Here is a 22,837-nt window from a genome sequence, read left to right as displayed (position 1 = left end):
CTGCGAGCCTAATCAAGAAGCACCACCGCAGCCGCAGCATCCCACGAAAGCGCAACTTTGCTGGCGGGTTTGAAGCGGATGCCCGCCGGGGTTCGCGGTTCCTGGCATTTTATCAGCGTGCCGGATTTTTCCCGGATCTTGTACTGAATGCGGCTGCCGATAAACGTGACATCATCTACCACGCCACTGACGCTGTTAAGCGGATCTTCGGCTTCATCGTAAGCGCCAATGCGTATCGCCTCCGGCCTGACCGAGATGTGGACGCCATCGCCCGTCTTGGCGGCCTCGCTATGGGCAAGCAACGGCCCCCACTGCGTATCAATCTGGATTTCATCGCCACCATTACTGCTGACCTTACCGGTCACGATATTGGTTTCGCCAAAGAAGCGGGCGCAAAACAAGGTGCGCGGTGAACCGTACATCTCTTCGGGGCTGCCCATCTGTTCGATCCCACCCTTGTTCATCAGAACCACGCGGTCGGACAGGATCATCGCCTCATCCTGATCATGGGTCACATAGATGAACGTTGTGCCGGTCTCGGTATGGATGCGTTTCAACTCCTCCAGCATGAGGTGCCTGATTTTGAGATCGAGTGCAGCAAGCGGCTCATCGAGCAGCAGCACTGCCGGACGGTTTATCAAGGCGCGCGCCAATGCCACGCGCTGTGCCTGACCACCGCTGATCTCGCTGATCCAGCGTCGGCTGAGATCGTTGAGCTGAACAAGTTTCAGCATCGCAGTAACTTCCGATTGAATCTGCGCCTTCGGCAGTTTCTTCAATCGCAGCCCGAACGCGACATTGTCGAATACGTCGAGATGAGGAAACAAGGCATAGCGCTGGAACACCATGTTGACCGGGCGCCGCTCCGGCGGAATGCCATCGACGCAGGTTTCGTCGATGGTCACGGACCCCATGGTCGGTGTTTCAAAACCCGCGACAATCCTCATGAGCGTGGTTTTTCCGCAGCCACTCGGTCCAAGCAAGGTGAGAATTTCTCCCTCGTGGACATCAAGGCTGATGTCGTTCAACGCGGTGAAGGCACCCCATCGTTTGGTAATATTGGAAAGGCTGACAATCTTGCGGCTCATGAAAATTCTCTACTCCCCGTTTTCTCGAGCTGCCAAAGCGCGTTTCCGCTGCAGCCAGAATGCCAGTCCGCCCAAAGCAAGCACCGAAATAGACATCCCCAAAGCAACAACGCTGGCTGCATTGATCGATGGGTCCACGGTCCGCCGCATCATCGACCAGATATAGAGCGGCAGGGTTGTGTCGTTGCCGCTCACAAACACGGTTATGATGAATTCATCGAAGGAAAGGGCGAAGGTAAGAATTGCAGCACCGACAATAGTGGGTGCCAGAATTGGCAATGTGACCAAACGGAACGTCTGAAATTGGGTCGCGCCAAGATCACGCGCCGCCTCTTCAAGCGACGTGTCGAAATAGACAACACGCGAGCGTACCGCCTGGACAAAAAAGGGCAGCGCGAAAAGCGTATGCGCAACAGTTACCGTCAACAGTGAGCGCCCGACATTGATCTGGGCAAAGAGAATGAGCATCGCAATTCCCAGAAACAGTCCGGGAAATCCTATCGGCGCGAAATTGGCAAAGGCGAACCAAGACCGCACAGGCTCTTTCAACCGGATGAGTGCAAGCGCGGCGAAGGTCCCTAAAAATGCGGTACTCACTGCAGTGGTAAATCCCACGATCAGACTGTTCTCCAGCGACCTGACGAACGAGGCTCGCGAAAAGAGCAACTCGTACCAGCGCAGGCTGACGCCCTCGAACGGGAACACCAGCGCAGGTGAGGAATGAAAGCTGAACAGGACGATGATCGCGACCGGCGCGAACAGGAAAAACAGATAGGTCCAGAGATAAACGCGCAGCATGATTCTACTCGTGATAGCGACGCCCGGGGGCGAGCTTTGCCAGCTTGAAGAATTGGATGAGAAGCATGAAGACAACCGCGAAAGCCATCATCAGGATGAATGCCATCGCCGCGCCGAAGGGCCAGTTTCCAGTGCTCCTGAACTGATTGGCGATAAGCAGGCCACTGGTAATACCGTCGCGGCCGCCAAGGAGTTGCGGCGTAATGTAATCGCCAGCCGCAAGAATGAAGGTGAACATGAAAGACCCGATAAGGCCATTATAGATCATCGGAATGATGACTTTCGTCAGCACTTGAATCTTGGTTGCACCCATATCTCGCGCCGCGTCGAGATAGTCTTGCTTAACATCACGCATGGCCGAAACCAGGATCAGCAGCGAAAACGGCAACATGATATGAACCAGCGTCACCACCGAGGCGAACGGACTGAACAGGATGATCTCCAGCGGCTCGTTTATCACGCCCAGTTGCAGCAGCATCGAGTTGATGACGCCATTGGTTCCAAGGATTGTGCGCCATGCATAGACGCGCACAAGATAGCTGGAAAACCATGACAGCAGTGCAAGATAAAGCACCAGATTGCTTCGGGTTTTATAAACCAGGTAATAGGCGACAGGAAAACTGAGGACGACAGAGAAGAACGCCGTGAAAAACCCGTTCTTGATGCCGACCCAGGTTGCCGCCCAAAAGCCCATGGCCGACATCGGCCGAACATAGTTCTGGATATTCCAGACATATTCAATCGAGAACGACCGCGCCGACAGAAAACTGGTCACAAACAACAGCAATGTCGGAACGAGAAAAAACACGAGCAGAAACAATAGCGATGGAGAGGCGAACTTCAGGCCGATTCGATTTTCCGCCAAATATCGCCGAAAACCCACCTTCTCTCTTGGTGTATCGTTGACTTGAGCGATATCCGTCATTCGCTTTCCCGTGAATTTGATCGGGAACGGCGGTGCTTCGCGTTCCGCCGTTCCCGCTTCAGGTCAAGGGGCTTGTTTATCTTGAAGCGCATCGTATCTGAATGAGTAATTCAGCACGCTTCAAGCCTTTGTTTTCACGCATGTCGTTGCCCCAGAACCGCTAAACAGCCTTGGCCACCTGCATTAGAAACCGGCCCGGAAGTCGGCCCATTTCTGCAACCAGTCATCATAGGTTGCATATTCGTCGCTGTTGCGTGGTGGCTGATAGGGAACCTTGATCGATTTGAAAGCCTCGTCGAAATTGTCGTAATCGAACAATGCCCTTGTGACGTCATCCATCAGCGGCACGGCTTTCCTGCTTACCGCGCTACACACCGTCGTTTCGGCGATGGAAGCCTGAATCTCAGGCGACAGGGCTTCATTGATGAAGGCATGCGCCGTGTCGACATTTTCCGCCGTCATTGGAATGAACCAGGCATCAGCCCAGACCGCGGCGCCTTCCGTTGGAATGATCGCCTTCGTCTCGACATTCTGCTTGGCAGTCTCAAGCGGAACAGCCGCCCAAACACAGAAACACGCGGCAATTTCACCGGCAGCGAACAGCGAGATCACATCACCATTTGATGAAGCGAAGACGCGGCACTGATCGCGGTAAGGCTGCAACTTCTCGAAGCAATCGTCGAGCTCTTCCTTTGTCAGCTTCGGGAATTTGTCCTCATAACCTGTCACCTTGGCGATGGTCGGCCAAGTCGTCAAAGGGTTGTCGACGAAGGTCACCTTGCCCTTCAATTCCGGCTTCAAGAGGTCTTTGTAGCTCTTGATTTCAACGCCGGCGAGTTCCGGATTGATGACCAGCGTATCGACGCCCCAACACCACGGCAAAGCCCATGTCGTGTCATCCCAGTGCCACATGGCGCCTTCGTAAAAGGGCGGGTAGATATCGTCCTTGTTGTAGTTTGGAATCTTGGAGACGTCGATCGATGTGAGCGCCTTGATGTCCTTGTAAACTTCCTGATAGCCGTTCGAATACTCGGCTGCGTCAAGCCTGACCGGATTGCTGCCCGCGAGCTTTGCCGTCACATCATCCTGATTGCTCATGATCGCGGAAGAACTCGTTACGCCATTTGCCTTACGCCATTCAACCAGTTCCGGCTCTAGCGAAAAACCTTCCCAGGCCATGATCTCCATGTGCCCACCAACAGCCGCCCGCGCGGGCGGCGCCCATGAACCAAGTGTAGCCCCAGCCGCAGCGGCAGCCGCGCCCAGGAGAACTTTACGGCGATCTATCTCAAAGTTATCCAAGGAAATTCTCGGTGCCCCAATTTGATTTGAAGTCGTATCCTTCGTCATATCCAAACTCCCATTGTTGTTTGCAGGAACTCCATCCACAAGATGACCTTCTGGATGGCTAGGTGATCAGAAAAGCTGCCCTTGATTTTTCACAATTATTCGGCGGCTTGAAGCTGGGAACAGTGCTGGCGCAATTTCGGCATGACATCGGTCGCCAACAATTCCATCGATCTTTTGTGGAGCGCAGGCTTGTCCCAATCCTTCTGCGTCATGATCAATGCCCCGAATGGTCCACCAACCTCATCGACAAACGCCACAAGCTTGTCGAGTACGGTCTTGGGAGATCCTGACTGGACCATCCATTCAAGACAGTTTTCGCGTGTGATGTCGCCGTCCGGCGTCGTCATGGTCGGCTTCAAAACGCCAAGAAGCTTGAAGGCCGCCATGTCTTCAATGATGTAGTCGTAGTACCAGCCAACCGATGAATCACCGGCATCGAGATAATCCTGCGCCTCCTGGTCCGTTTCGGTCACAAGAATCGAACGCGCAATGCGCCACGTTTTACGGTCAGGACGACGCCCAGCCTTTTCGGCCCCGATTACATATTGCTCCCAATGCGTTTTGACGTTGGAAGCGGGCGTGAAGTTTGCCGAAACCATCGCCCAGCCTTTTCGCCAGCCTGACGCGCACTGCTCGATGAAGGACTCATGACGGAGATGGCAAGCGGCGGGTACGGCTTCTGCAAAGGCTTGAGCATCGGCCCAAAACCAAGGCTGGGAATGAGCGTTTTTTCGACAGCAATATTCCAGAACTTTCCCGGAATGTTGTAAGGCGGATCGGAAGCCCAGATCTTGTGAACCATCTCGATCGATTCCAGAACCATCTCTGCGCGGTTCCTGTCGCCAGTTCCGAATAGTTCGATGTCGGTAACAAGCCCGCCGGGCCCAACGCCCATGATGTAGCGGCCATTGCTCAAATGATCGAACTGGGCAACGCGTGCGGCAATCATTGCAGGATGCTGCTGCGGTAAATTGAGAACGCCGGTAGCAAACTTGATGTTGTCCGTCTCATGGATAAGAGTTGCGCAAAACTGAAGCGGATCAGCTATCGGTTCGGACGAGCAGGTAATATGCTCTCCAACCCACGCTTCAGCAAAACCAAGCTTATCAGCCAAAATGATGGCTTCGCGATCTTGCTGTAGCACCTCAGTGTAATCACGCTTCGGATCGTGCAACGGCATCATAAAGAGTCCGAGGTCCATAAGTTGTAGCTCCTCTCAAGCTTACTTCGCCGTTTTTATCCGGCTTCGAAATAATGGGAGCAAATCTCATGCCAGTTGAATTGGAGCTAATTCTCTGGACTATCTTCGTCAGTTACCCGGGTAATTTGCGATTACATCTCTCATAAACGAGACTCCGTCTCAATATTGAGTTGCTTGAGATCATATAGTCGAGAAAATCTTGATCCTGGAATCATCCGATTCTCTGGTGAGCAGTACGAACTTTGAAACGCCAGTGGATGGCATGCTTCCAATGCCAGTGGATGGCATGGGAATTGCTGCCGTAAAGGCAAACAATGGAGACCGGGCATGAGTGCAGCGCCGATGAACATATATGTAGAAAACAAGGCCGGCGTTGAGGCCGACTACCAGGTAACAGAAGAAGCTGTTCGCTCAGCTATGGCCGATGTAGCCAAGCCCGATTCGGTGACGGTGCGCAGTGTCGATGATCCTGACTTGGCAAAACTCTCCGCATGCGATTATTTCATCGGCTCAGGCTTCAACACCGAAATGCTGCGCAAACATGCAAAGCGTGTGCGTGTCGTTCATTGCACGAGCGCTGGTGTTGAAAGTTACCTGCCTCTCGACTGGCTCAACAATGGCGCTGTATTGACGAACAGCAGCGGCGTTCACGCCGAAAAGGGTGGGGCTTTCGGTGCCATGGCCGTGCTGATGCTCAATGAAGGTATCCCCCGCCACGTCACCAACCAGAAGCGGCATGTCTGGGACAACACACTTTCCACTGCAATAACCGGAAAAACCGTTCTGATTTATGGGCTCGGTTCGCTCGGTGAGGCCATAGCGGCTCGTCTCAAATCATTCGGGCTGCGCATACTCGGAATCCGGCGCTCGGGTGAGCCGCATCCTCTCGCAGACACCGTATCCGGCCCAGATCAGTTGGAGAACCATCTCGCCCAAGCTCATTTCCTGGTGCTGACATGCCCATTAACGCCCGAAACGCAAAACCTCATCGGCAAGAAGGAGATTTCACTTCTGCCCCAAGGTGCAGGGGTTTTGAATATGGCAAGAGCAGGTGTGCTGGATAATTCAGCGCTCGCCGATGCGCTGCGCTCAGGACATATTTCAGGAGCGGTCATCGACGTATTCGATCCCGAACCATTGCCCGAGGACGCGCCATGGTGGGACGTCCCCAATCTTGTCATTTCGCCCCACATATCTTGCGACGACTCGGTTGGTTATATCGACCGCTGCCTTGCCATTTTCGCAGAAAACATGGCGCGTCTTGACGAGGGGCGTGAACTGCGAAATGTCGTTGACGGTTCGCGCGGTTATTGATCATTCCGCTGATCAAACGCGGTGTCGGCTAATCGACTTAAGGCGGCGGCGGACAGCGCGCCCATAATACCAATGTAGGTGGCACATGAATTGCTAGGTGTATTGCGCCGGTGAGTTGAACGCTCGCCGGCATGATCGGTCATTTGCCTAAAACAAAAGCTATGGCCACGGCAAGTTTCATCAATTCGCACCTTTCATCAATTCAAGGAGAAGTGGAAAGTGGTCGCCAATCTCACCGGAAAAACGGCGCTCGTCACGGGCGCATCGTCAGGCATGGGCCTTGCCACAGCAAGACACTTTGCCAAACTAGGCGCGCGGGTGGCACTTGTGGCACGGCGAACAGCCATCATCGAAGACCTCGCCGCTTCAATAGGCGGCGGCGCCATTGCCGTTACGGCAGATGTGACCGACGATCGAAATGTTTCCGCCGCAGTGGATTCAGCCTGGGCTGCGTTGGAGGGAATTGACTATGTCGTTCACGCGGCTGGCATTGTTGAGCCTGCGCCTCTCGAAGACCTTACCCCTGAACTTTGGCGCAAGCATATTGACGCCAATTTGTCGGGCGCATTCTATGTCATGCGCGATTGCGGCTTGCGGATGCGCGAGCGCGGCAGCGGAAGCATCGTCAATATTGGCTCCGATCTGTCCTTCATCGGCTTGCAATCCTATGCTCACTACTGCGCCACCAAGGCGGGTGTGGCCGGTTTGACCAAAGCCATGGCAATGGAGTTGGCACCCACCGTACGGGTGAACTGTGTTTGCCCCGGCGCTGTCGATACGCCAATGCTGGATGCGGAATTGGAATGGTTTGGCGGAACGCCCGACGTGCGTGAAAACATGATAGCGCGTGTGCCACTGAAACGAATTGCGACACCGGAAGAGATCGCAAATTTCATCACATTCGTGGCTGTCGAAGCAACCTTTGCCACCGGCAGCACCTTGGCCATCGATGGCGGCAGCATCGCGATGTAGCGATGCCGTCAGGTGTTGAACTTGAACATCATGACATCGCCGTCCTGAACGACATACTCTTTGCCTTCGTCACGCGCTTTGCCCGCTTCCTTGGCGGGCACTTCGCCGCCGAGCGTTACGAAGTCGTTGTAGGCGATCGTCTGGGCGCGAATAAACCCGCGCTCGAAGTCGGTATGAATGACACCGGCCGCCTGAGGTGCCTTGGTGCCGCGTTCGATGGTCCAGGCCCGCGTTTCCTTCGGCCCGGCAGTGAAGTAGGTAATCAATTGTAGCAGTTCGTAACCGGCACGGATCAGCTTGTCCAAGCCGGGCTCATCGAGCCCCATCGACGCAAGGAATTCACGTTCCTCGTCATCGGGAAGCTGCGCGACCTCGGCCTCAATAGCCGCCGAAATCACGACAGTGCCTGCACCTTGCGCCTTTGCCATTTCTTCAACGGCCTTGGTATGCGCGTTGCCGCTGGCAGCATCTGCTTCGGCAACATTGCAAACATAGAGAACCGGGTGGGAGGTCAGAAGGTTCAAGCCTTCAAGTATGCGCAAATCCTCAATGGCAAGCCCGTTGAGCAATATGCGGGTCGGCTTGCCTGCCTGAAGTTCCTCAAGCGCCCTTTCCATCATCGGCAGGATGGTGGCAGCTTCCTTGTCCTTGCTGGCGGCGCGTTTGCGCATTTGCGTGATGCGGCGCTCGATGCTTTCGAGATCAGCGAGCATCAATTCGGTCTCGACGGTCTCTGCGTCGGCTACAGGGTCGATACGGCCTTCAACATGCGTAATGTCGTCGTCCTCGAAGCAGCGCAGGACATGTACCGTGGCATCGACCTCGCGGATATTGGCCAGAAACTGGTTGCCGAGCCCCTCCCCCTTGGAAGCACCACGCACAAGACCAGCAATATCGACGAGAGGAAATCCGCGTAGGAATGATCTCTTTCGATTTTGCAATTTCAGCAATTTTGAGCAACCGAGGGTCCGGCACGGCCACCTCCCCGGTATTGGGTTCGATGGTGCAAAACGGATAGTTGGCGGCCTGGGCAGCAGCCGTCCGGGTCAGTGCATTGAACAGCGTCGATTTTCCGACGTTGGGCAAGCCAACGATACCGCATTTGAAGCCCATGATTTTTCGGTCCTATTGGGAAACAGTGGTTCAGTGAGGGCTATGGGCGATAGGCTTGACCATCGTCAAGCCCTGCAAGTCACGCAGGCTCATGACTTGTCACCAAACAACTTCTTCAGCATCGCCGCCATCGGCCCGGTTTCAGGCAGCTTGGCCGGCTTTGATTGCTGGCGCGCCTGATGAATATGGCTGCGGGCTTTTGCTTGTTTGGGCGGAGGCGTGTCGTCTTCACTGGTTGGAACGAGTTTGTCGCGCAATGTCAATGTGATGCGATTCATGAAACTGCTGCCATCACCCTGAGCGAGACATTCGGCGCTATCGGCCATTGCCTCGAGCAGAACATCGAGCCATTCGTGATCAGCTTTCGAAAAATCACCAAGCACATGACCATGCACCATGGCCTTTGCACCGGGATGGCCCACGCCGATGCGAACGCGCCGATAATCCTTGCCAACATGCTGGTCCAGCGAGCGAATGCCATTGTGCCCACCAGAGCCGCCACCGATCTTGACGCGCACCTTGCCCGCAGTGAGGTCGATCTCGTCGTATAAAACCGTGAGGGCCAACGGGTCCAGTTTGTAAAACCGCATCGCTTCACCAACGGCCTGACCCGAGAGGTTCATGAAGGTGCGCGGCTTTATCAGCAGTACTTTTTCGCCAGCAAGCGTACCTTCGGCAATGTCGGCCTGGAATTTCTTCGACCAGGGCGAAAACGAATGGCGGCGGGCAATTGCATCCGCCGCCATGAAACCGACATTGTGCCGGTTGTTGGAAAATTTCGCGCCCGGGTTACCAAGACCTGCAAAGAGCAGCATCGTTGCGATCCTCCGTGACGCTGAAACCTGCCGCTATTCTTCTTCTTCCGTCTCTTCTTCTTCCGTCTCTTCGACTTCCTCGATGTCTTCGGCGTCCGGCTTCATTGCCGATGAACTTGCAACCGTTGCGATGGTGAAATCGCGGTCGGAGATCACGGGTTTAACGCCGTCGGGCAATTTAATCGCCGAAATGTGGATGGAATCGCCGATTTCGGTGCCGTCCAGATCGACGGTAATGGAATCGGGAATGTCAGTAGCCGGACAGTTAAACTCGACCTCGTGACGCACCACATTGAGAACACCGCCGCGCTTGAGGCCGGGTGACGTCTCTTCATTGATGAAGTGGACGGGAATGTTGACGTTGACCACGGTGTTCTTGCTGATCCGCAGAAAATCGACATGCATCGGGAAATCCCGGACAGGATCGAGCTGCAAGTCCTTCGGCAAAACCTGAATCTTCTTGCCGTCGACGACGATCGTGGCAATCGTGGTCAAAAATCCACCACCATGAACCTTGTAGTAGATGTCCTTATAGGTGAGAGCGATTGCCAGGGGAGGCTGCTTATCACCATAGATAACTGCTGGTACCTTACCGTTGCGGCGAACTGCACGGGCGGACCCCTTACCGACCTGTTCGCGCGCTTCGGCCTTGAGCTCGTATGTCTTCACGCTCATGGCATTTCCTTTCGCGTTGTTCTGGGGCCGTCTGCGGCTTGTTTGGTTGGTCCGCAAACGTTGAAAGCCGCCGTATCGGGCGGCCTTCCGCCGCGTTGCCTCCAAGGGTGTCTACGCGGTTGGCGGCTCTATAGCTGAAGGCCGCAAAGAGCGCAAGGATCGTCCAAGATCGGCAAGATCAAGCACCAGCCTTTTTGGCGTTCTTCATGTTGGGCAGGAAAACCGTCAGCAGGCCAAGCAGCGGCAAATAGGAGCAGATGCGATAGACGAATTCGATGCCCTTCGCGTCAGCAACCACGCCCAGTACAGCGGCTGCGATGCCACCGATACCAAAGGCGAAGCCAAAGAATATTCCCGCAATTGTGCCGACGCGGCCGGGGACCAGTTCCTGTGCGAAAACAACGATGTTGGAAAAAGCCGACGACAGGATCAAGCCAATGAGCACGGTCAGCACCATCGTCCATTCGAAATTGGCATAGGGAAGCGCAAGCGTGAAGGGCAGCACGCCGATGATCGAGAACCAGATCATGGATTTTTGGCCGAAACGATCGCCGAACGGGCCGCCGAGCAGGATGCCGAGAGCCGACGCCCCTAAAAACAGGAACAGCATGATTTGGGACATCTGAACCGACACATCGAATTTGTCTATGACGTAGAATGTGTAATAGCTGGCAATGCTGGAAATGTAGGCGTTCTTCGTCAGCACCAGCAAGGTGAGGACGGCCAGCGCCCAAGCCACGCGGTTTCGCGAAAAAGGCGAGACATGTGCTTCTGGCTTGCGGTTCTTCATCGAAGTGCGCAGACGGCTGTACCAGCCGCCAACCTGCCACAGAACGAAAATCCCGACCAATGACCCAAGCGCAAACCACGAAATGCTCGTCTGGCCGAACGGCACGACGATAAAGGCTGCAAGCAATGGCCCGATGGCCTGGCCGGTATTGCCGCCAACCTGAAACAAGGATTGAGCCAGACCATGCCTTCCGCCGGAGGCCAACCGCGCAATGCGCGAGGATTCGGGATGGAAGACAGCCGAGCCAATGCCGATCATGGAAGCCCCGATCAGCAGCACCCAATAGTGCCCCGCATAGGCGAGCACGATCAGGCCAAACATCGAAGACGCCATGCCGACAGGCAGGGAATAAGGCATTGGTCGCTTGTCGGTGATCCAGCCGATCATGGGCTGCAACAGAGACGCTGTCAGCTGGAAGGTGAAAGTCAACAGGCCGATCTGCCAGAAATCGAGACTGTAATTTTCTTTCAGCAGCGGATAGATCGCAGCCAGCAGCGACTGCATGATATCGTTGACGCCGTGGCAAAAGCTCACGGCCAGAATGACGGTGAAGGTGGTCGCAGTAGCGGCCGCAGTCGTGTTTCCGGCTTTCGCCGCCATGTCGGTCAAGGAACGCTCCGTGGAATTGTCTGGCTTGGTCGAGCCTCAAGTGAGTTTATAATCGAATTGCGGTGCGGCTTCTTTCGTGGTTTGGTCCAATTGTTTCGCAAGTGGGCCACTCAATGCCAATAAATGTCTCATATCTACAGGCACCCGTTGCCGATCTTTTTGATCTGCATCGCGCGCGGCTGGACTGGCTGGAACAGACGAGAGGGGCGATCATCGCCCTGCCGTCGGAATATCCTGACGGCTATCATGTTCCCGACCACAATCATAGCCGCAGCCAGTTGTTGCATGCCTTGACCGGCGTCGTTCTGGTCAAGACACGTTATGGGCGCTGGATGGTGCCACCCGATCATGCCATGTGGATTCCCGCAGGCATTGACCATGCGGTGGAAATGCTTGGCGATGTGAGCATGCGTTCCGTCTATGTGGTCCCCGATGCAATCGAAGGACTGCCGGTTCGGCTGCGGGTTGTCGGCGTCAGTGATCTGATGCGAAGCCTGATCATTGAAGCAGTGAAACTGCCGCAAATACCCCAACTTGCAGAGCGCTCCGATCTTGTTCTCAGCCTTCTGCTCCTTGAAATTCCGAACTTGCCCGAAAAATCCCTCGGCCTTCCCTTTCCGGCAGATGCCCGCATTGCAGCGCTATGCCGCCGTTTCGTGGCCGAGCCATCGCCGCGCGCCACGATCGACGAATGGGCGGCAATTGCAGGCATGAGTCGCCGCTCGTTTACGCGCGTTTTCCACCGCCAGACTGGACTGTCATTGTCGACATGGCGCCAGCAGGCGCTGCTATTTGCAGCCTTGCCGCGCCTGACTGACGGTGAAACGGTTACCCGTGTTGCGCTCGATCTTGGCTATGACAGCGTTCCGGCTTTCACGACGATGTTCAAGCGCATGCTTGGCATGTCGCCCCGCAGGTATCTTTATGGTTCACGCGATGTAGAACGGGTGCGCTGATAAGCAGTTCAAGCGTCAGTCGAACAGGCTCGAAACGGATTCCTCACTGGCAGTACGCGAAATCGCTTCACCGAGCAGATCGGCAATGGATACGACGCGTACATTGGGCGCGTCCAGAACCGCCTGCGTCGGCTGGATGGAATCGGTAATGACCAGTTCTTGCAAATGCGATCCGGCAATGCGCGCCACTGCGCCGCCCGACAGCACGCCGTGGGTGATATAGGCGGTGACGCTGGTGGCGCCTTTCGCCAGAAGTGCATCGCCAGCGTTGCAAAGCGTACCGCCAGAATCAACGATGTCGTCGATCAGCAGGCAATCCTTGCCGCTGACATCACCGATAACGTTCATCACTTCGGATTCGCCGGGTCTTTCACGACGTTTATCGACAATGGCAAGCTGAGCATCAATTCGCTTGGCAAGCGCGCGTGCACGCACCACGCCGCCAACATCGGGCGAAACCACCATGACATTGGCAAGCTGCTTGTATTTGGCCTTCACATCACGCGCCATGACCGGCACTGAAAACAGATTGTCGGTGGGAATATCGAAGAAACCCTGAATCTGGCCGGCATGAAGGTCAAGCGTCAGAACGCGGCTTACGCCTGCTCGGGTGATCATATTGGCAACCAGCTTGGCCGAGATCGGTGTTCGGCCCGAGGCGCGCCGATCCTGTCGCGCATAGCCGAAATAGGGAATAACCGCCGTGATGCGTCGTGCCGATGAGCGCATGAAGGCGTCGATCATGATGAGCATTTCCATCAGGTTGTCATTGGTCGGATAGGACGTTGATTGCAGGACGAAAACGTCTTCTCCGCGCACATTTTCTTGAATTTCGACGAAAATCTCCTGATCGGCGAAACGCCTGACGCTGGCCTTGCCGAGCGGGATGTTGAGATAGCGGGCAACAGCTTCGGCCAGCACTCTGTTGGAATTGCCCGCGAAGAGTTTCATGTATTGTTCCTGAAGAGAATTTCCTCGGGTTTTAGTAGCCTTGGTCTGTATTGCAAGCGCTCTGCTTCAAAATCTTCGGCTATTCCCAAAAACAGCTCGGAAGTCGCCATTTGCGGCGTTAGATCAAGATGGTTGAGCGTGGAATGCGGGCAAAAAACCGGAACCCACTTTTCCTCATCCGGCTCTAGCCAGCGCTGCCTGAAAGCCATGTCGCGAATTCGTCGATGGTATTGTCGGCAATTGCTTGCATTGTGCTCGCTGGCACGCCGGGCCATCCTTCAACACCCGAAGACGGCGCCTTTTGCTGCCCATTGATACGGTGAAGGCGGTTTCCCGCCGGGTCGTAAACATCCCAGACATAGATGACCGTCGTGTCCTTGCCTTCGGAAATGACCGAGAAATAGCCTTTCAGGACATGGGTTGGCGATTGACCGGCGCTGCCGGCAAGCGTGATGCCGCGCTGGCGGGCCCGCGTTTGAAGCTCCACGCTAAGCGGCGTCGCCGCTTCGACCGACGCACCAACGATTGGCGCGACCTGCAAACGCGTCTTGCCAAGGCTCGCAGTCTGCTGGACGGGTGGCGAGGCTGCGCTGGCCGGGTTTTGCGTTGGCGCAACCGCTGGAGCAAAGCTTTCCGGTATGTCGGACGCCTTGTCACCTTGCGAGGCAACAGTCGGTTGCTTCGATTGGCTCGCAAGCGCGGACGGATCAAGGGCACCGGTTGAACTGTTGCAAGCCGACAGTGTCAACACAACCAACAGCGATATGGCTGCCATGTGCAAGCGTGTCATCTGTGCCCAATACTCCCCAACAAGCCCCGGTAATGCGGCTGTCAATGTTTCATTGCACGATCAAGTCGAGATCATGGCGTGACAGGGGCTTGGGCTGCGATTCCGTCGTCAGATAGGTGCGGCCAAGCGTCATGGCCGTTTCCGTTTCGGAATCCATGATAATCATGTGTGCAAACAACGTCATATTCGGCGCAATCGGCTCCGGGTTGCCCTGATAGAACATTGGCATGTCCATCCAGGAAGGCGTGAAGCGCGCTCCAACCGAATAGCCGCACGCATTCAGCCGATGCTTGGTCAACCCATGTGCCTCCATGGTGCGCGCATGAGCATCGAAAACGTCGCCAAATGTATTATCCGGCGTCATCGCCTTTTCAACCGCAAGAAGTGCTGCATGCGCGGCGTCGAACAACTCCTGATGGCGCTTCGACACCTTGCCGGTCAAAATGGTGCGCATCATCGGCGTGTGATAATGATGGAATACGCCTGCCCACTCCAGCGTCAGCTGATCGTTCTTGTTGAGCTTTCGCCGCCCGGCCTTGTATCTGCAAAGCAGCGCATCCTGACCTGAGCCGATGACGAATTCATTGGCCGGGTAGTCACCACCACCGGCAAAGACAGCGCCTTGCATGGCGGCAAGTATGGCTGCTTCATCACCACCTTGCTTGATCAGGGAAGAGCAGCATCAAGTGCGGCGTCGGCAAGGGCAGCGGCCTTTTCGGCCTTGGTGATTTCAGCAGGACTCTTGAACAGGCGCAGGCGCGAGACGATGCCTGAGGCATCTGTAATCTGCCCGAAGGTCTGCAATTGTTCATCGACACGGCGGCCATTGAGGGCAGTAAGGCCGTGCGTATCATATTCAACACCGATGCGCGCGCCCAGCAGATCGAGATTGTTGAGCAGATTGCGCAGATCGATTGCCGGATTGGCACCCTCGCGGTCGGTCCACAAAACGATATCCTCGATGATCGAGGTCTGCTGCGCCTGACGCAGATCGGCCGAGCGGGTCAGCAAGGTCATCGATCCGTCGGCCTTGACCACCAGGCATTGGAAGAAGCAGAAGCCGAACGTGTCGTAACCGGTCAGCCAGTACATGCTTTCCTGCGCAAACAGGAGAATGGCGTCCAGCTTCTTCTCGGCCAGATCGATCATCAGTCGATCACGTCGCGCATCAAATTCCGAACGTTCGAAGTGTAGCGCCATATCTCTCAATTCTCCAAAGCGATTGACGAAATCTGTCGGCCATAATCTCCTTCGCCGCGATGTGTTGCGCGGCGGTACGAATAAAACAGGTTTTCCTCGGCATAAGTGCAGCGGTCAAGCCCGGCTGCGATAACGCCTGCCCTGTTCAACCGGTCGACGGTGTAGCGGTTAAGATCAAACAGCACGTGACCGGGCTTGCCTGATGGCACGAAATAGCTGCCGTTGGCCTGATCCTGCTCGACGAAACGCGAGACGAATTCCGGGCCGACTTCATAGTTTTGTGGTCCTATGGAGGGGCCAAGAACAGCAGTGATGTTCTCTCTTTTCGCGCCCAGACCCTCCATGGCGGCAATCGTGTTCTCCAGAACGCCCGTGAATGCGCCTTTCCAACCAGCGTGAGCCGCGCCGATAACGCGGGCATCCGGGTCGGCAAACAAAACCGGGCCGCAATCAGCGGTCAAGGCGCAAACCGCGATTCCAGGCTGATCCGTGACAATGGCATCGGCCTTGGGGCGTTCATCAGAAAATGGTTCGCGCGCGACGATGACATCGGGCGAATGTATCTGGTGCACGGTGAGAAGATGATTTGCCGAAACGCCCATCCATTGGGCAACCCGGCGACGGTTTTCCCGCACCAGCGTCTGATCGTCCGACGAACCTGAGCCGGTGTTCAAACCTTCATATATCCCACTGGACACCCCGCCTGCACGGGTAAAATATCCGTGGCGAATGCCGTGCGCTTTTGCTTTTTCAAGCAAGGGCGAGCGGATCGGATCCAGCTTGAACTGATTCAACATTACTGCCTTGTTGTCTGCGCAATCCGTTTCGTCAAGCCAAGTCTCGTTGGCCAAGTCTCGTTGGCAAAGTCTCACTGGCAAAGAGATGTTGCCGGTTGATCCATGTCAACCGGCGCGACAGTGGCCAGGCTTGGCCAAAGAGTCAATTCACCGAAAAAACGGCGGAACGCTGACAGCCGGCGCAAGCACGGCAAGAACCTTGAAAAGCTCCCCCATTTGCGTGGTTCCCGCGAGGCGTTCGACATCAAGCGATATCTGCTCACGTCTGGCACCATCGGCATTGGCTCCGAGAATTCCTGCGCGCTCTAGCAGCCCCAATTCAAGCAGGAATTCGCCCTGACTGGCCAGATGTGCGACCAGATCGTGGGAGCGCACGACATCGGCAAGAGACGAAAAGTCGACATGGGCGGTCAGATCGGCTTTTCCGGGTTGGGCAAGAACGTCCTCGTGGTCATGCTTGTAAAGCGCCTGAAATGTGTCCCCAAAGCCGGGGTGGAGATGGCCATAGTCGAGAAAAAGCCCCGCCCCGCCATTTTCCGTGATTCGTTCGGCAATTGTCTCCATCAAGGCGCTTCTCGCCGGTGAAATTTCAAAAATCGTGCCTTCTGGTGCTGTTTTCGCATTATCTGGAAGCAGTAACGGTGAGAGCGACGCGGCACCGGCAAAGAAGCTGAGTTCGTCGCCATCCAGCCCGACCATTCGCTCGCGCCACCCGGCTGCGGTGCAGACGAACTGTCGGATGGGGATGGCATCAAACAGCTCGTTGCCAACGATCAGCATCGGATTTTGCGCAACCGTCTCGATTGTTTCGTGCCATTTGATTGGCGCATAAGTATCGGCCAGCGTCTGCTTCTGGATTTCGGTGAGCCGTGGGCTCGTTTCAATCATGGCAAAGGATGCGGCAGCGGCAAATGCGGGGTCGAGTTGTTTGAAGGTGCGCATCATATCCTTCATCAGCGTGCCGCGACCCGGTCCGATTTCGGCAATGGTCACGGACTTTGGCCGGCCAAGTGCTACCCACGCCTGAAACAGCCAGACGCCGATCAACTCGCCGAATATCTGGCTTATCTCTGGCGCCGTGACAAAGTCGCCCGCAACCCCGAACGGTTCGCGGTTCGTGTAATAGCCGTCACGCGGATCAAACAGGCACAGCGCCATATATTCGTTGACGGGTATCGGCCCATTCGCCACAATCAGTTCAACGATTCTCTTCTTGAGATTGGTCATGCAGGGTGTTGATGCGTCACTGTTTTTGCGCTCACCATTGCCCAAATACCAATGAGGACCATCGGTGCCGACAGCACCATGCCCATGGTCAGCCAATTGCCTGCCAAATAGCCCAATTGCTGGTCGGGCTCACGGAAAAATTCGACGAAGATGCGCGACAGGCCATAGCCAGCAATGAAAGCACCACTGACAAAACGCGGCGCTTTCAACTTGAGCCGCGAATGGGTCAGTATGCGCAGCACGCCCAGCAGCAGGAGACCTTCAAGCAGCGCCTCGTAAAGCTGGCTCGGATGGCGGGCAAGAGGACCGCCATTGGGAAACACAACGGCCCAATCAACATCAGTGACCCGTCCCCATAGCTCCGAATTGATGAAATTTGCCAATCGTCCAAGCGCCAGACCGACAGGAACGCCAGCGGCGACGACATCGAACAGCGTCCAAGGATTGATTTTGCGCGAACGGGCAAAAAGCGTCATCGCCAGCAAGGTGCCAAGAATGCCGCCATGAAACGACATGCCGCCTTGCCAGACCGCCAGAATGTCAAACGGATTGGCAATGTAGCGCGGCAGGTCGTAAAACAGGACATAGCCGATGCGGCCCCCAAGCACGACACCAACTGCTGCCCAGACGATGAAATCGTCGAGGTCTTCCGGTTTCATCGGCAGGGTGCCGTTCGGCCATAGGCGGGTATTGGTTACAAGCCGTTTCGCGTACCACCACGCAAACAGGATGCCGCCAATATAGGCCAGGCCATACCAGTGGATCGCCAACGGCCCAATATGGACGATGACCGGATCGATATTTGGAAAGGACAGCGCAGCAAGTGGCAAAAGCGGATAGGCACTCAACAGACAAACCTCGATAAAGGGCGCATTCGGCGCGGAACATGGGGCACGCTTTTGATACGGTCAAGACCAGGGCCAGGCCCCATTAATCTGGTTGGACTCGTATGAGCAAATTTGTTCGGATACGAGGAGAAAGCCTAGGACGTACTTGCATTCCACGCGGATGGTGACTACGTCAAATCGACCAAATGAGGTGTTGTCATGTCGACCGGCCCCAATCGTATTCTGGATGAACTCGCAAAACTGGCGACAGACGCCGCCGGTGCTGCTCAAGGCGTGAAACGCGAAGTCGAGACCGCGTTTCGCGGACAGGCCGAGCGCGTTCTCAATTCCATGGAAGTCGTGCAGCGTGAAGAGTTCGAGGCCGTACGCGATATGGCGGTGAAAGCACGTGAAGAAAATTCCAGGCTTTCTGCCCGTATTGACACTCTGGAAACGAAATTGGCCGAGGTTTCAGGCGCAACTGGCAAATCCGGCACTTCCGCGGCACCGCGCGCAAAAAATAATCGTTAAACTTTTCCACAAAGCGCGAACCGGAAAAGTGCTTTGCCGTGAATCCTTTATCAGCATTGCATGAATCTTCGTAGCAGCGGCTTTCCACATGCGAATGTCGCCTTATGCAAAATTTGACTGGTCACGCGACTCCCGATCAATACACTGAATTTGTTGCATGATTCGGAAACGGAACATGCGCCGGGCGGTGGGGTCCAGTCATGGGTTGTCGAGTCAAGCAGTCCAGACCGTCTGCGTTCTACACAAGATCGTTCGTTGTGCGTGCCTCTCCACCAAGTGTGTGGCGGCGCTGCCAAACGACAGGAAGCATTTTATGGAACTTCTCGAACTTGATATCTCGCGTGAAATCCATCCGGTGGATGTCATCGAACAGGTTGCGCACAATAACGACTGGGCTTTTGAGCGCGCTGGCGACGACGAGATTGCGATCTCGGTTGCAGGCAATTGGACCGATTATCACGTCTCCTTTTCATGGATGGAGGATTTTGAAGCGCTCCATCTTGCATGTGCCTTCGACATCAAGGTTCCCGAGAGCCGCACGCTTGAAGTGATGCGGCTGTTGTCATTGATCAACGAACAGATGTTGTTCGGGCATTTCGATCTGTGGGAACAGGAGGGCGCGATCATGTTCCGGCAATCGCTGCTGCTTGCCGGTGGTGTCGAGCCATCCAGCCAGCAGGTCGAGGTGCTATTGTCGTCTGCCCTGGAGGCTTGCGAGTGCTATTTCCAGGCATTCCAGTTCGTCGTCTGGTCGGGAACCTCGGCCAAGGATGCACTCGCCGGCGTGTTGTTTGAAACCTATGGCAACGCCTGAGCCGACACCGCGATGAGTACAAGTGACGACCGCAAGCCCGAAATCGACTTTGCAGACTTTGACAAGGTCGACATTCGCGCAGGCACCATCATTGAAGCCGAGCCATTTCCACAGGCGCGCAAACCGGCGTTCAAGCTGAAGATCGATTTCGGCCCCGTCATCGGCGTCAAGAAATCGTCGGCGCAAATCACCAAATATTATACGCCCGACACACTAATCGGTCGGCAGGTGTTCGCCGTCGTCAACTTTCCACCGCGACAAATCGGACCATTCATGTCGGAAGTGTTGACCCTCGGTTTTCCAGATGATGAGGGTGCTGTGGTGCTGGGTGCCATCGAGCGCAAAGTGCCGGATGGCGGCAGGCTGTTTTAGTGCGACTCTAGGAAAACCAGGCACCGGTTAATGGATAAATCCGCGGCTCAATCAAAGTGATAGAGCGGTTCGTTCGTCTCCCGTTTGCGGTCAGGCGGGCACCTTGACGATGGCACGCAGCCCGCCCAACGGACTATCTTCAAGGACAATATCACCGCCATGGCTGCGAGCGATATCACGCGAAATTGGAAGGCCAAGTCCCGTTCCGCTGTCATCGAGATTGCGTGCCTGATCCAGTCTGACGAAAGGCTTGAACACATCTTCGCGCTGTTCGAGGGCGATACCGGGACCATCGTCATCTATGGTGATCGTCAATGAACCACGACCGTGAACCGCGGTGATCTCGATGTTCTTCGAATAGCGAAATGCATTGCCCACGACATTGGACATCAGTCGCATGAATGCGTTCGGGCGAACCTGAATGTCCGTCTCGCCGGTCATGGCCACCGTCAGGTTGCGCTTGCGCAAGCGCGCCTCCTCTCCAAGTTTCTGGAAATAAGCCGCCAGATCAAAGCGGCCGGCATCCTCCGCAGCTTCACCCCGTGCGAACGCCAGATAACCTTCCAGCATCGACTGCATGTCATCTATATCGTGACCAAGGGCTTCGGTGTCGGCCTTGGTGCGCGTAAGCGCCAGTTGCAGCTTGAAGCGGGTGAGAATCGTCCTCAGATCGTGGCTGACGCCAGTCAGCATTGCCGTTCTCTGTTCGATCTGGCGCTCTATCCGCTCACGCATCTGGATGAAGGCAAAGCCTGCCCGGCGCACTTCCTCGGCTCCGCGCGGGCGGAAATCGCGCGGCGGCGGTTGTCCCTTGCCGAAACTTTCGGCGGCTTCCGCAAGCGCCAGGATCGGGCGGATCTGGTTGCGCAGGAAGGGGATCGCGATCGTCAGCAGAACCAGCGATGTTCCAACCATCCAGATCAGGAAGATGTGGGTATTGGACGCATATGCCTGGCTGCGGCGGACAAAGACACGCAAAACCTTGGTCTCCAGTTGTACCCGCACCTCGACGATGTTCGAATTTCCGACCGTGTCGATCCAGAATGGCCGGTTGATCTGGCGCGTAATTTCGGAAGACAGGGCCTCGTCGAGAATCGAGAAAAACGGCTTCGGGCCTGGCGGCGGCAACGGGTCGGGCGGCAAAAGGTCGACCTTGAGCTGCATACGATCCTGCGCAATGCGAATGATGTTGGCATAGTCGCCATCGTGCGGATAAGTTTCGATCAGGTCGATAACGGCGGCTATGTCACGGGTGACGGCTTGCGACAGCCGTTGCGTCACCGTTTGCCAATGGCGCTCCATGAAAACAAAGGCGATAACCGACTGCAAAAGGATCATCGGCGCGATGATGATAATCAGCGAGCGCGCATAAAGGCGCTTGGGCATATACAGCGAGATGAGCCGCCAGAACCGCCTCCAGGCGCGGCGCGTCGCACTTGCCGCCCGCATTATGCGTGCGCCAAAGCCATCTGGTTGCGGGCCTTGCAAATCTGTCGTCGCCATTCGTTTACCGGTCTGCGGTTGTAAGCTGACGCGCTTTCAAGCTGTCGTCGAGACCACTCTATTCCACGCTGGGTATTTCTGGAACAGCATCTGGCCAGTCGAGCCAATGCCCGAACGCCATAGAGCGAAAAGGCATCGGTTCCAGGCGCTAAAAAAGTGCATTCAGTTCCGGCAGCTTGTCATTCACCAACCAGCCATAATAATTCTCTTCCGGCAGCTTTTCCGGCTCGCCAGCCTTGCTGCGTCGCTCGTTCTCTAGCTTCAGGGCCAAAGCGCGCGCATCAGGATTGCCGACATTATAGAGTGTTGCGGTAATTCCGGGGTTTTGCGAAATGTCGAATCCGGCGACGTTCTTGTAGACATCGATGGATATCCGGATTGCGGCTGCCACATAGGCAAGCGTCAGATCCGGGTCCATGATCGTCTTGTAAACCTCGTTCGGATCGCCAACGTCGAGCCGGGCCAATCCGGAAACCTTGCTGACAAGATCGCTGACCTGAAGGGCCGTCAATGGGTTGAGCTGGCCAAGTCCGAATGTCTGGCCTGCATAGTAAGGTTGGAAAAACGTCGCGCCAAAACGATTGTCGGGAAAACTGATTCCACCAACTGTCTTGCCGCGAAATGACTGATTCCAGACATTCTCACGACATTCCCACAGGCTGTAGCTATCCTTTTTTGCCGCGCATGCGTCGAATTCGGGCCGCCGAATGAAATCTGAAATGTCCTCGCCGTCATAGGCGAATTTGAGCTTGCTGGAGAAGTAGGAGATTGCCTTCACATAATAGGTTTGAAGTCGGTCATAGGCGTCGACATTATAAGTGTGCTCGCCAACAATGGCCCCGACGATATGTATCGGGTCGATCTTGTATAGAGTGGCAGTGCGCACGATCTTGTCGCGAAGGTCTGCGTCATTTCGCAAGAGCGCATAAACCTTGCGGTATTTGGCCTGAAACGTGGTGTTTGTCGCCTGCGTACGCCGGCTGGACGCACCCGGTATGGGGGGTTGTTCGATATTGCGGTTTCCAGCAGGCACAAGTGTTGCCGCGCCAGCAGGCACGGTGGCAATTGCCAGCACCATCCACACAAGAACAAATTTCAAGATTTTCATGCGCCGCCGCTCAAGAACAAATGCCGCGCAAAATAGGTAAAGGCTGGACTCAAGTCGAGAGGGCCATGACCGCACCCCGCGAATGTTGAAGGGGTGCTTCCATATTGCCAC

Annotated in this window: 22 protein-coding genes and 2 pseudogenes; 6 read left to right on the top strand and 18 right to left on the bottom strand. The window is 55.6% G+C overall.

The genetic code is table 11. The annotated features are described in order from the left end of the window. Positions 1-8: 8 nt before the first annotated feature. The 6 genes from AC0L7S_RS12705 to AC0L7S_RS12680 all read right to left on the bottom strand — a co-directional run bounded on the left by AC0L7S_RS12705 (position 9) and on the right by AC0L7S_RS12680 (position 5,362). Entirely contained in the window at positions 9-1,088 is a 1,080-nt protein-coding gene (locus AC0L7S_RS12705; RefSeq protein ID WP_473471387.1) for an ABC transporter ATP-binding protein, read from the bottom strand. A 9-nt stretch (positions 1,089-1,097) separates the two neighbouring features. After that, positions 1,098-1,886: an ABC transporter permease gene (locus AC0L7S_RS12700; protein ID WP_473471386.1), complete on the bottom strand. Its 789-nt coding sequence runs from the start codon at positions 1,884-1,886 to the stop codon at positions 1,098-1,100. A 4-nt stretch (positions 1,887-1,890) separates the two neighbouring features. Beyond that, on the bottom strand, positions 1,891-2,811 hold the full coding sequence (locus tag AC0L7S_RS12695; protein ID WP_473471384.1) for an ABC transporter permease: 921 nt from the start codon (positions 2,809-2,811) through the stop codon (positions 1,891-1,893). Positions 2,812-2,994: 183 nt separating this feature from the next. After that, complete coding sequence (locus AC0L7S_RS12690; RefSeq protein WP_473471382.1) at positions 2,995-4,113, bottom strand: ABC transporter substrate-binding protein; 1,119 nt, start codon at positions 4,111-4,113, stop codon at positions 2,995-2,997. 143 nt (positions 4,114-4,256) lie between these two features. Continuing rightward, positions 4,257-4,634: a hypothetical protein gene (locus AC0L7S_RS12685; RefSeq protein ID WP_473471380.1), complete on the bottom strand. Its 378-nt coding sequence runs from the start codon at positions 4,632-4,634 to the stop codon at positions 4,257-4,259. Between the two features lie 65 nt (positions 4,635-4,699). After that, the gene (locus tag AC0L7S_RS12680) at positions 4,700-5,362 is read right to left on the bottom strand and encodes an LLM class flavin-dependent oxidoreductase (protein WP_473471378.1); all 663 of its coding nucleotides are present in this window, start codon (positions 5,360-5,362) and stop codon (positions 4,700-4,702) included. A gap of 327 nt (positions 5,363-5,689) precedes the next feature. On the opposite strand from AC0L7S_RS12680, the gene AC0L7S_RS12675 reads away from it, so the two are divergent. Together AC0L7S_RS12675 and AC0L7S_RS12670 are read left to right on the top strand one after the other, a co-directional pair. Beyond that, positions 5,690-6,676, top strand: coding sequence for a D-2-hydroxyacid dehydrogenase (locus AC0L7S_RS12675; RefSeq protein WP_473471376.1), 987 nt, complete (start codon positions 5,690-5,692; stop codon positions 6,674-6,676). Between the two features lie 219 nt (positions 6,677-6,895). Continuing rightward, on the top strand, positions 6,896-7,648 hold the full coding sequence (locus tag AC0L7S_RS12670; RefSeq protein WP_473471374.1) for an SDR family NAD(P)-dependent oxidoreductase: 753 nt from the start codon (positions 6,896-6,898) through the stop codon (positions 7,646-7,648). Between the two features lie 8 nt (positions 7,649-7,656). Here the strand turns inward: AC0L7S_RS12670 and ychF are convergent. The 4 genes and pseudogenes from ychF to AC0L7S_RS12650 form a co-directional block, all read right to left on the bottom strand. Next, positions 7,657-8,761, bottom strand: a pseudogene (gene ychF / locus AC0L7S_RS12665) (redox-regulated ATPase YchF). Positions 8,762-8,850: 89 nt separating this feature from the next. Then, positions 8,851-9,576 (bottom strand): aminoacyl-tRNA hydrolase, encoded by a 726-nt coding sequence (gene pth, locus AC0L7S_RS12660; protein WP_473471372.1) that lies wholly within the window; start codon positions 9,574-9,576, stop codon positions 8,851-8,853. Between the two features lie 33 nt (positions 9,577-9,609). Next, positions 9,610-10,251, bottom strand: a complete 642-nt coding sequence (locus AC0L7S_RS12655; protein ID WP_473471370.1) for a 50S ribosomal protein L25/general stress protein Ctc — start codon at positions 10,249-10,251, stop codon at positions 9,610-9,612. A 178-nt stretch (positions 10,252-10,429) separates the two neighbouring features. Continuing rightward, complete coding sequence (locus AC0L7S_RS12650) at positions 10,430-11,641, bottom strand: MFS transporter (RefSeq protein ID WP_473474284.1); 1,212 nt, start codon at positions 11,639-11,641, stop codon at positions 10,430-10,432. 122 nt (positions 11,642-11,763) lie between these two features. Between AC0L7S_RS12650 and AC0L7S_RS12645 the strand changes: the two genes are divergently transcribed. Next, complete coding sequence (locus AC0L7S_RS12645) at positions 11,764-12,606, top strand: AraC family transcriptional regulator (protein WP_473471368.1); 843 nt, start codon at positions 11,764-11,766, stop codon at positions 12,604-12,606. Positions 12,607-12,621: 15 nt separating this feature from the next. On the opposite strand, the gene AC0L7S_RS12640 is transcribed toward AC0L7S_RS12645, so the two are convergent. From AC0L7S_RS12640 to lgt, 6 genes and pseudogenes are all read right to left on the bottom strand, one after another. Further along, positions 12,622-13,557, bottom strand: coding sequence for a ribose-phosphate pyrophosphokinase (locus tag AC0L7S_RS12640; RefSeq protein ID WP_473471366.1), 936 nt, complete (start codon positions 13,555-13,557; stop codon positions 12,622-12,624). 184 nt (positions 13,558-13,741) lie between these two features. Further along, a complete protein-coding gene (locus AC0L7S_RS12635) occupies positions 13,742-14,347 on the bottom strand; it encodes a hypothetical protein (RefSeq protein WP_473471364.1) in 606 nt (201 codons plus the stop codon). Between the two features lie 49 nt (positions 14,348-14,396). Continuing rightward, positions 14,397-15,547: pseudogene (locus AC0L7S_RS12630) on the bottom strand (M24 family metallopeptidase). A 5-nt stretch (positions 15,548-15,552) separates the two neighbouring features. Next, positions 15,553-16,344, bottom strand: a complete 792-nt coding sequence (pgeF, locus tag AC0L7S_RS12625) for a peptidoglycan editing factor PgeF (protein WP_473471362.1) — start codon at positions 16,342-16,344, stop codon at positions 15,553-15,555. A 147-nt stretch (positions 16,345-16,491) separates the two neighbouring features. Further along, a complete protein-coding gene (locus tag AC0L7S_RS12620) occupies positions 16,492-17,571 on the bottom strand; it encodes a class I SAM-dependent methyltransferase (protein ID WP_473471360.1) in 1,080 nt (359 codons plus the stop codon). Then, on the bottom strand, positions 17,568-18,419 hold the full coding sequence (gene lgt, locus AC0L7S_RS12615; RefSeq protein ID WP_473471358.1) for a prolipoprotein diacylglyceryl transferase: 852 nt from the start codon (positions 18,417-18,419) through the stop codon (positions 17,568-17,570). Before lgt ends, AC0L7S_RS12620 begins: the two co-directional genes overlap by 4 nt. A gap of 198 nt (positions 18,420-18,617) precedes the next feature. On the opposite strand from lgt, the gene AC0L7S_RS12610 reads away from it, so the two are divergent. The 3 genes from AC0L7S_RS12610 (at position 18,618) to AC0L7S_RS12600 (ending at position 20,115) form a co-directional block, all read left to right on the top strand. After that, the gene (locus AC0L7S_RS12610; RefSeq protein ID WP_473471357.1) at positions 18,618-18,929 is read left to right on the top strand and encodes an accessory factor UbiK family protein; all 312 of its coding nucleotides are present in this window, start codon (positions 18,618-18,620) and stop codon (positions 18,927-18,929) included. Between the two features lie 313 nt (positions 18,930-19,242). Beyond that, the gene (locus tag AC0L7S_RS12605; protein ID WP_473471355.1) at positions 19,243-19,743 is read left to right on the top strand and encodes a type III secretion system chaperone family protein; all 501 of its coding nucleotides are present in this window, start codon (positions 19,243-19,245) and stop codon (positions 19,741-19,743) included. Between the two features lie 12 nt (positions 19,744-19,755). Then, complete coding sequence (locus AC0L7S_RS12600) at positions 19,756-20,115, top strand: tRNA-binding protein (protein WP_473471353.1); 360 nt, start codon at positions 19,756-19,758, stop codon at positions 20,113-20,115. Between the two features lie 90 nt (positions 20,116-20,205). Here the strand turns inward: AC0L7S_RS12600 and AC0L7S_RS12595 are convergent, their stop codons facing one another. Together AC0L7S_RS12595 and AC0L7S_RS12590 are read right to left on the bottom strand one after the other, a co-directional pair. After that, the gene (locus tag AC0L7S_RS12595; RefSeq protein WP_473471351.1) at positions 20,206-21,618 is read right to left on the bottom strand and encodes an ATP-binding protein; all 1,413 of its coding nucleotides are present in this window, start codon (positions 21,616-21,618) and stop codon (positions 20,206-20,208) included. 148 nt (positions 21,619-21,766) lie between these two features. After that, complete coding sequence (locus tag AC0L7S_RS12590) at positions 21,767-22,726, bottom strand: DUF1402 family protein (protein WP_473471349.1); 960 nt, start codon at positions 22,724-22,726, stop codon at positions 21,767-21,769. Between the last annotated feature and the right edge of the window lie 111 nt (positions 22,727-22,837).

It is taken from the genome of Mesorhizobium sp. G2-6-1 (assembly GCF_055809095.1).
This window is presented reverse-complemented; position numbering and strand designations above follow the sequence as displayed.

Coding starts and splice junctions, on each gene's coding strand:
- AC0L7S_RS12645 (WP_473471368.1), top strand. CDS start 11,764: ATGCCAATAAATGTCTCATATCTACAGGCACCCGTTGCCGATCTTTTT.
- AC0L7S_RS12655 (WP_473471370.1), bottom strand. CDS start 10,251: ATGAGCGTGAAGACATACGAGCTCAAGGCCGAAGCGCGCGAACAGGTC.
- AC0L7S_RS12590 (WP_473471349.1), bottom strand. CDS start 22,726: ATGAAAATCTTGAAATTTGTTCTTGTGTGGATGGTGCTGGCAATTGCC.
- AC0L7S_RS12700 (WP_473471386.1), bottom strand. CDS start 1,886: ATGCTGCGCGTTTATCTCTGGACCTATCTGTTTTTCCTGTTCGCGCCG.
- AC0L7S_RS12635 (WP_473471364.1), bottom strand. CDS start 14,347: ATGACACGCTTGCACATGGCAGCCATATCGCTGTTGGTTGTGTTGACA.
- AC0L7S_RS12650 (WP_473474284.1), bottom strand. CDS start 11,641: ATGGCGGCGAAAGCCGGAAACACGACTGCGGCCGCTACTGCGACCACC.
- pth (WP_473471372.1), bottom strand. CDS start 9,576: ATGCTGCTCTTTGCAGGTCTTGGTAACCCGGGCGCGAAATTTTCCAAC.
- AC0L7S_RS12675 (WP_473471376.1), top strand. CDS start 5,690: ATGAGTGCAGCGCCGATGAACATATATGTAGAAAACAAGGCCGGCGTT.
- AC0L7S_RS12605 (WP_473471355.1), top strand. CDS start 19,243: ATGGAACTTCTCGAACTTGATATCTCGCGTGAAATCCATCCGGTGGAT.
- pgeF (WP_473471362.1), bottom strand. CDS start 16,344: ATGTTGAATCAGTTCAAGCTGGATCCGATCCGCTCGCCCTTGCTTGAA.
- AC0L7S_RS12640 (WP_473471366.1), bottom strand. CDS start 13,557: ATGAAACTCTTCGCGGGCAATTCCAACAGAGTGCTGGCCGAAGCTGTT.
- AC0L7S_RS12705 (WP_473471387.1), bottom strand. CDS start 1,088: ATGAGCCGCAAGATTGTCAGCCTTTCCAATATTACCAAACGATGGGGT.
- AC0L7S_RS12695 (WP_473471384.1), bottom strand. CDS start 2,811: ATGACGGATATCGCTCAAGTCAACGATACACCAAGAGAGAAGGTGGGT.
- AC0L7S_RS12610 (WP_473471357.1), top strand. CDS start 18,618: ATGTCGACCGGCCCCAATCGTATTCTGGATGAACTCGCAAAACTGGCG.
- AC0L7S_RS12595 (WP_473471351.1), bottom strand. CDS start 21,618: ATGGCGACGACAGATTTGCAAGGCCCGCAACCAGATGGCTTTGGCGCA.
- AC0L7S_RS12680 (WP_473471378.1), bottom strand. CDS start 5,362: ATGGACCTCGGACTCTTTATGATGCCGTTGCACGATCCGAAGCGTGAT.
- AC0L7S_RS12600 (WP_473471353.1), top strand. CDS start 19,756: ATGAGTACAAGTGACGACCGCAAGCCCGAAATCGACTTTGCAGACTTT.
- AC0L7S_RS12620 (WP_473471360.1), bottom strand. CDS start 17,571: ATGACCAATCTCAAGAAGAGAATCGTTGAACTGATTGTGGCGAATGGG.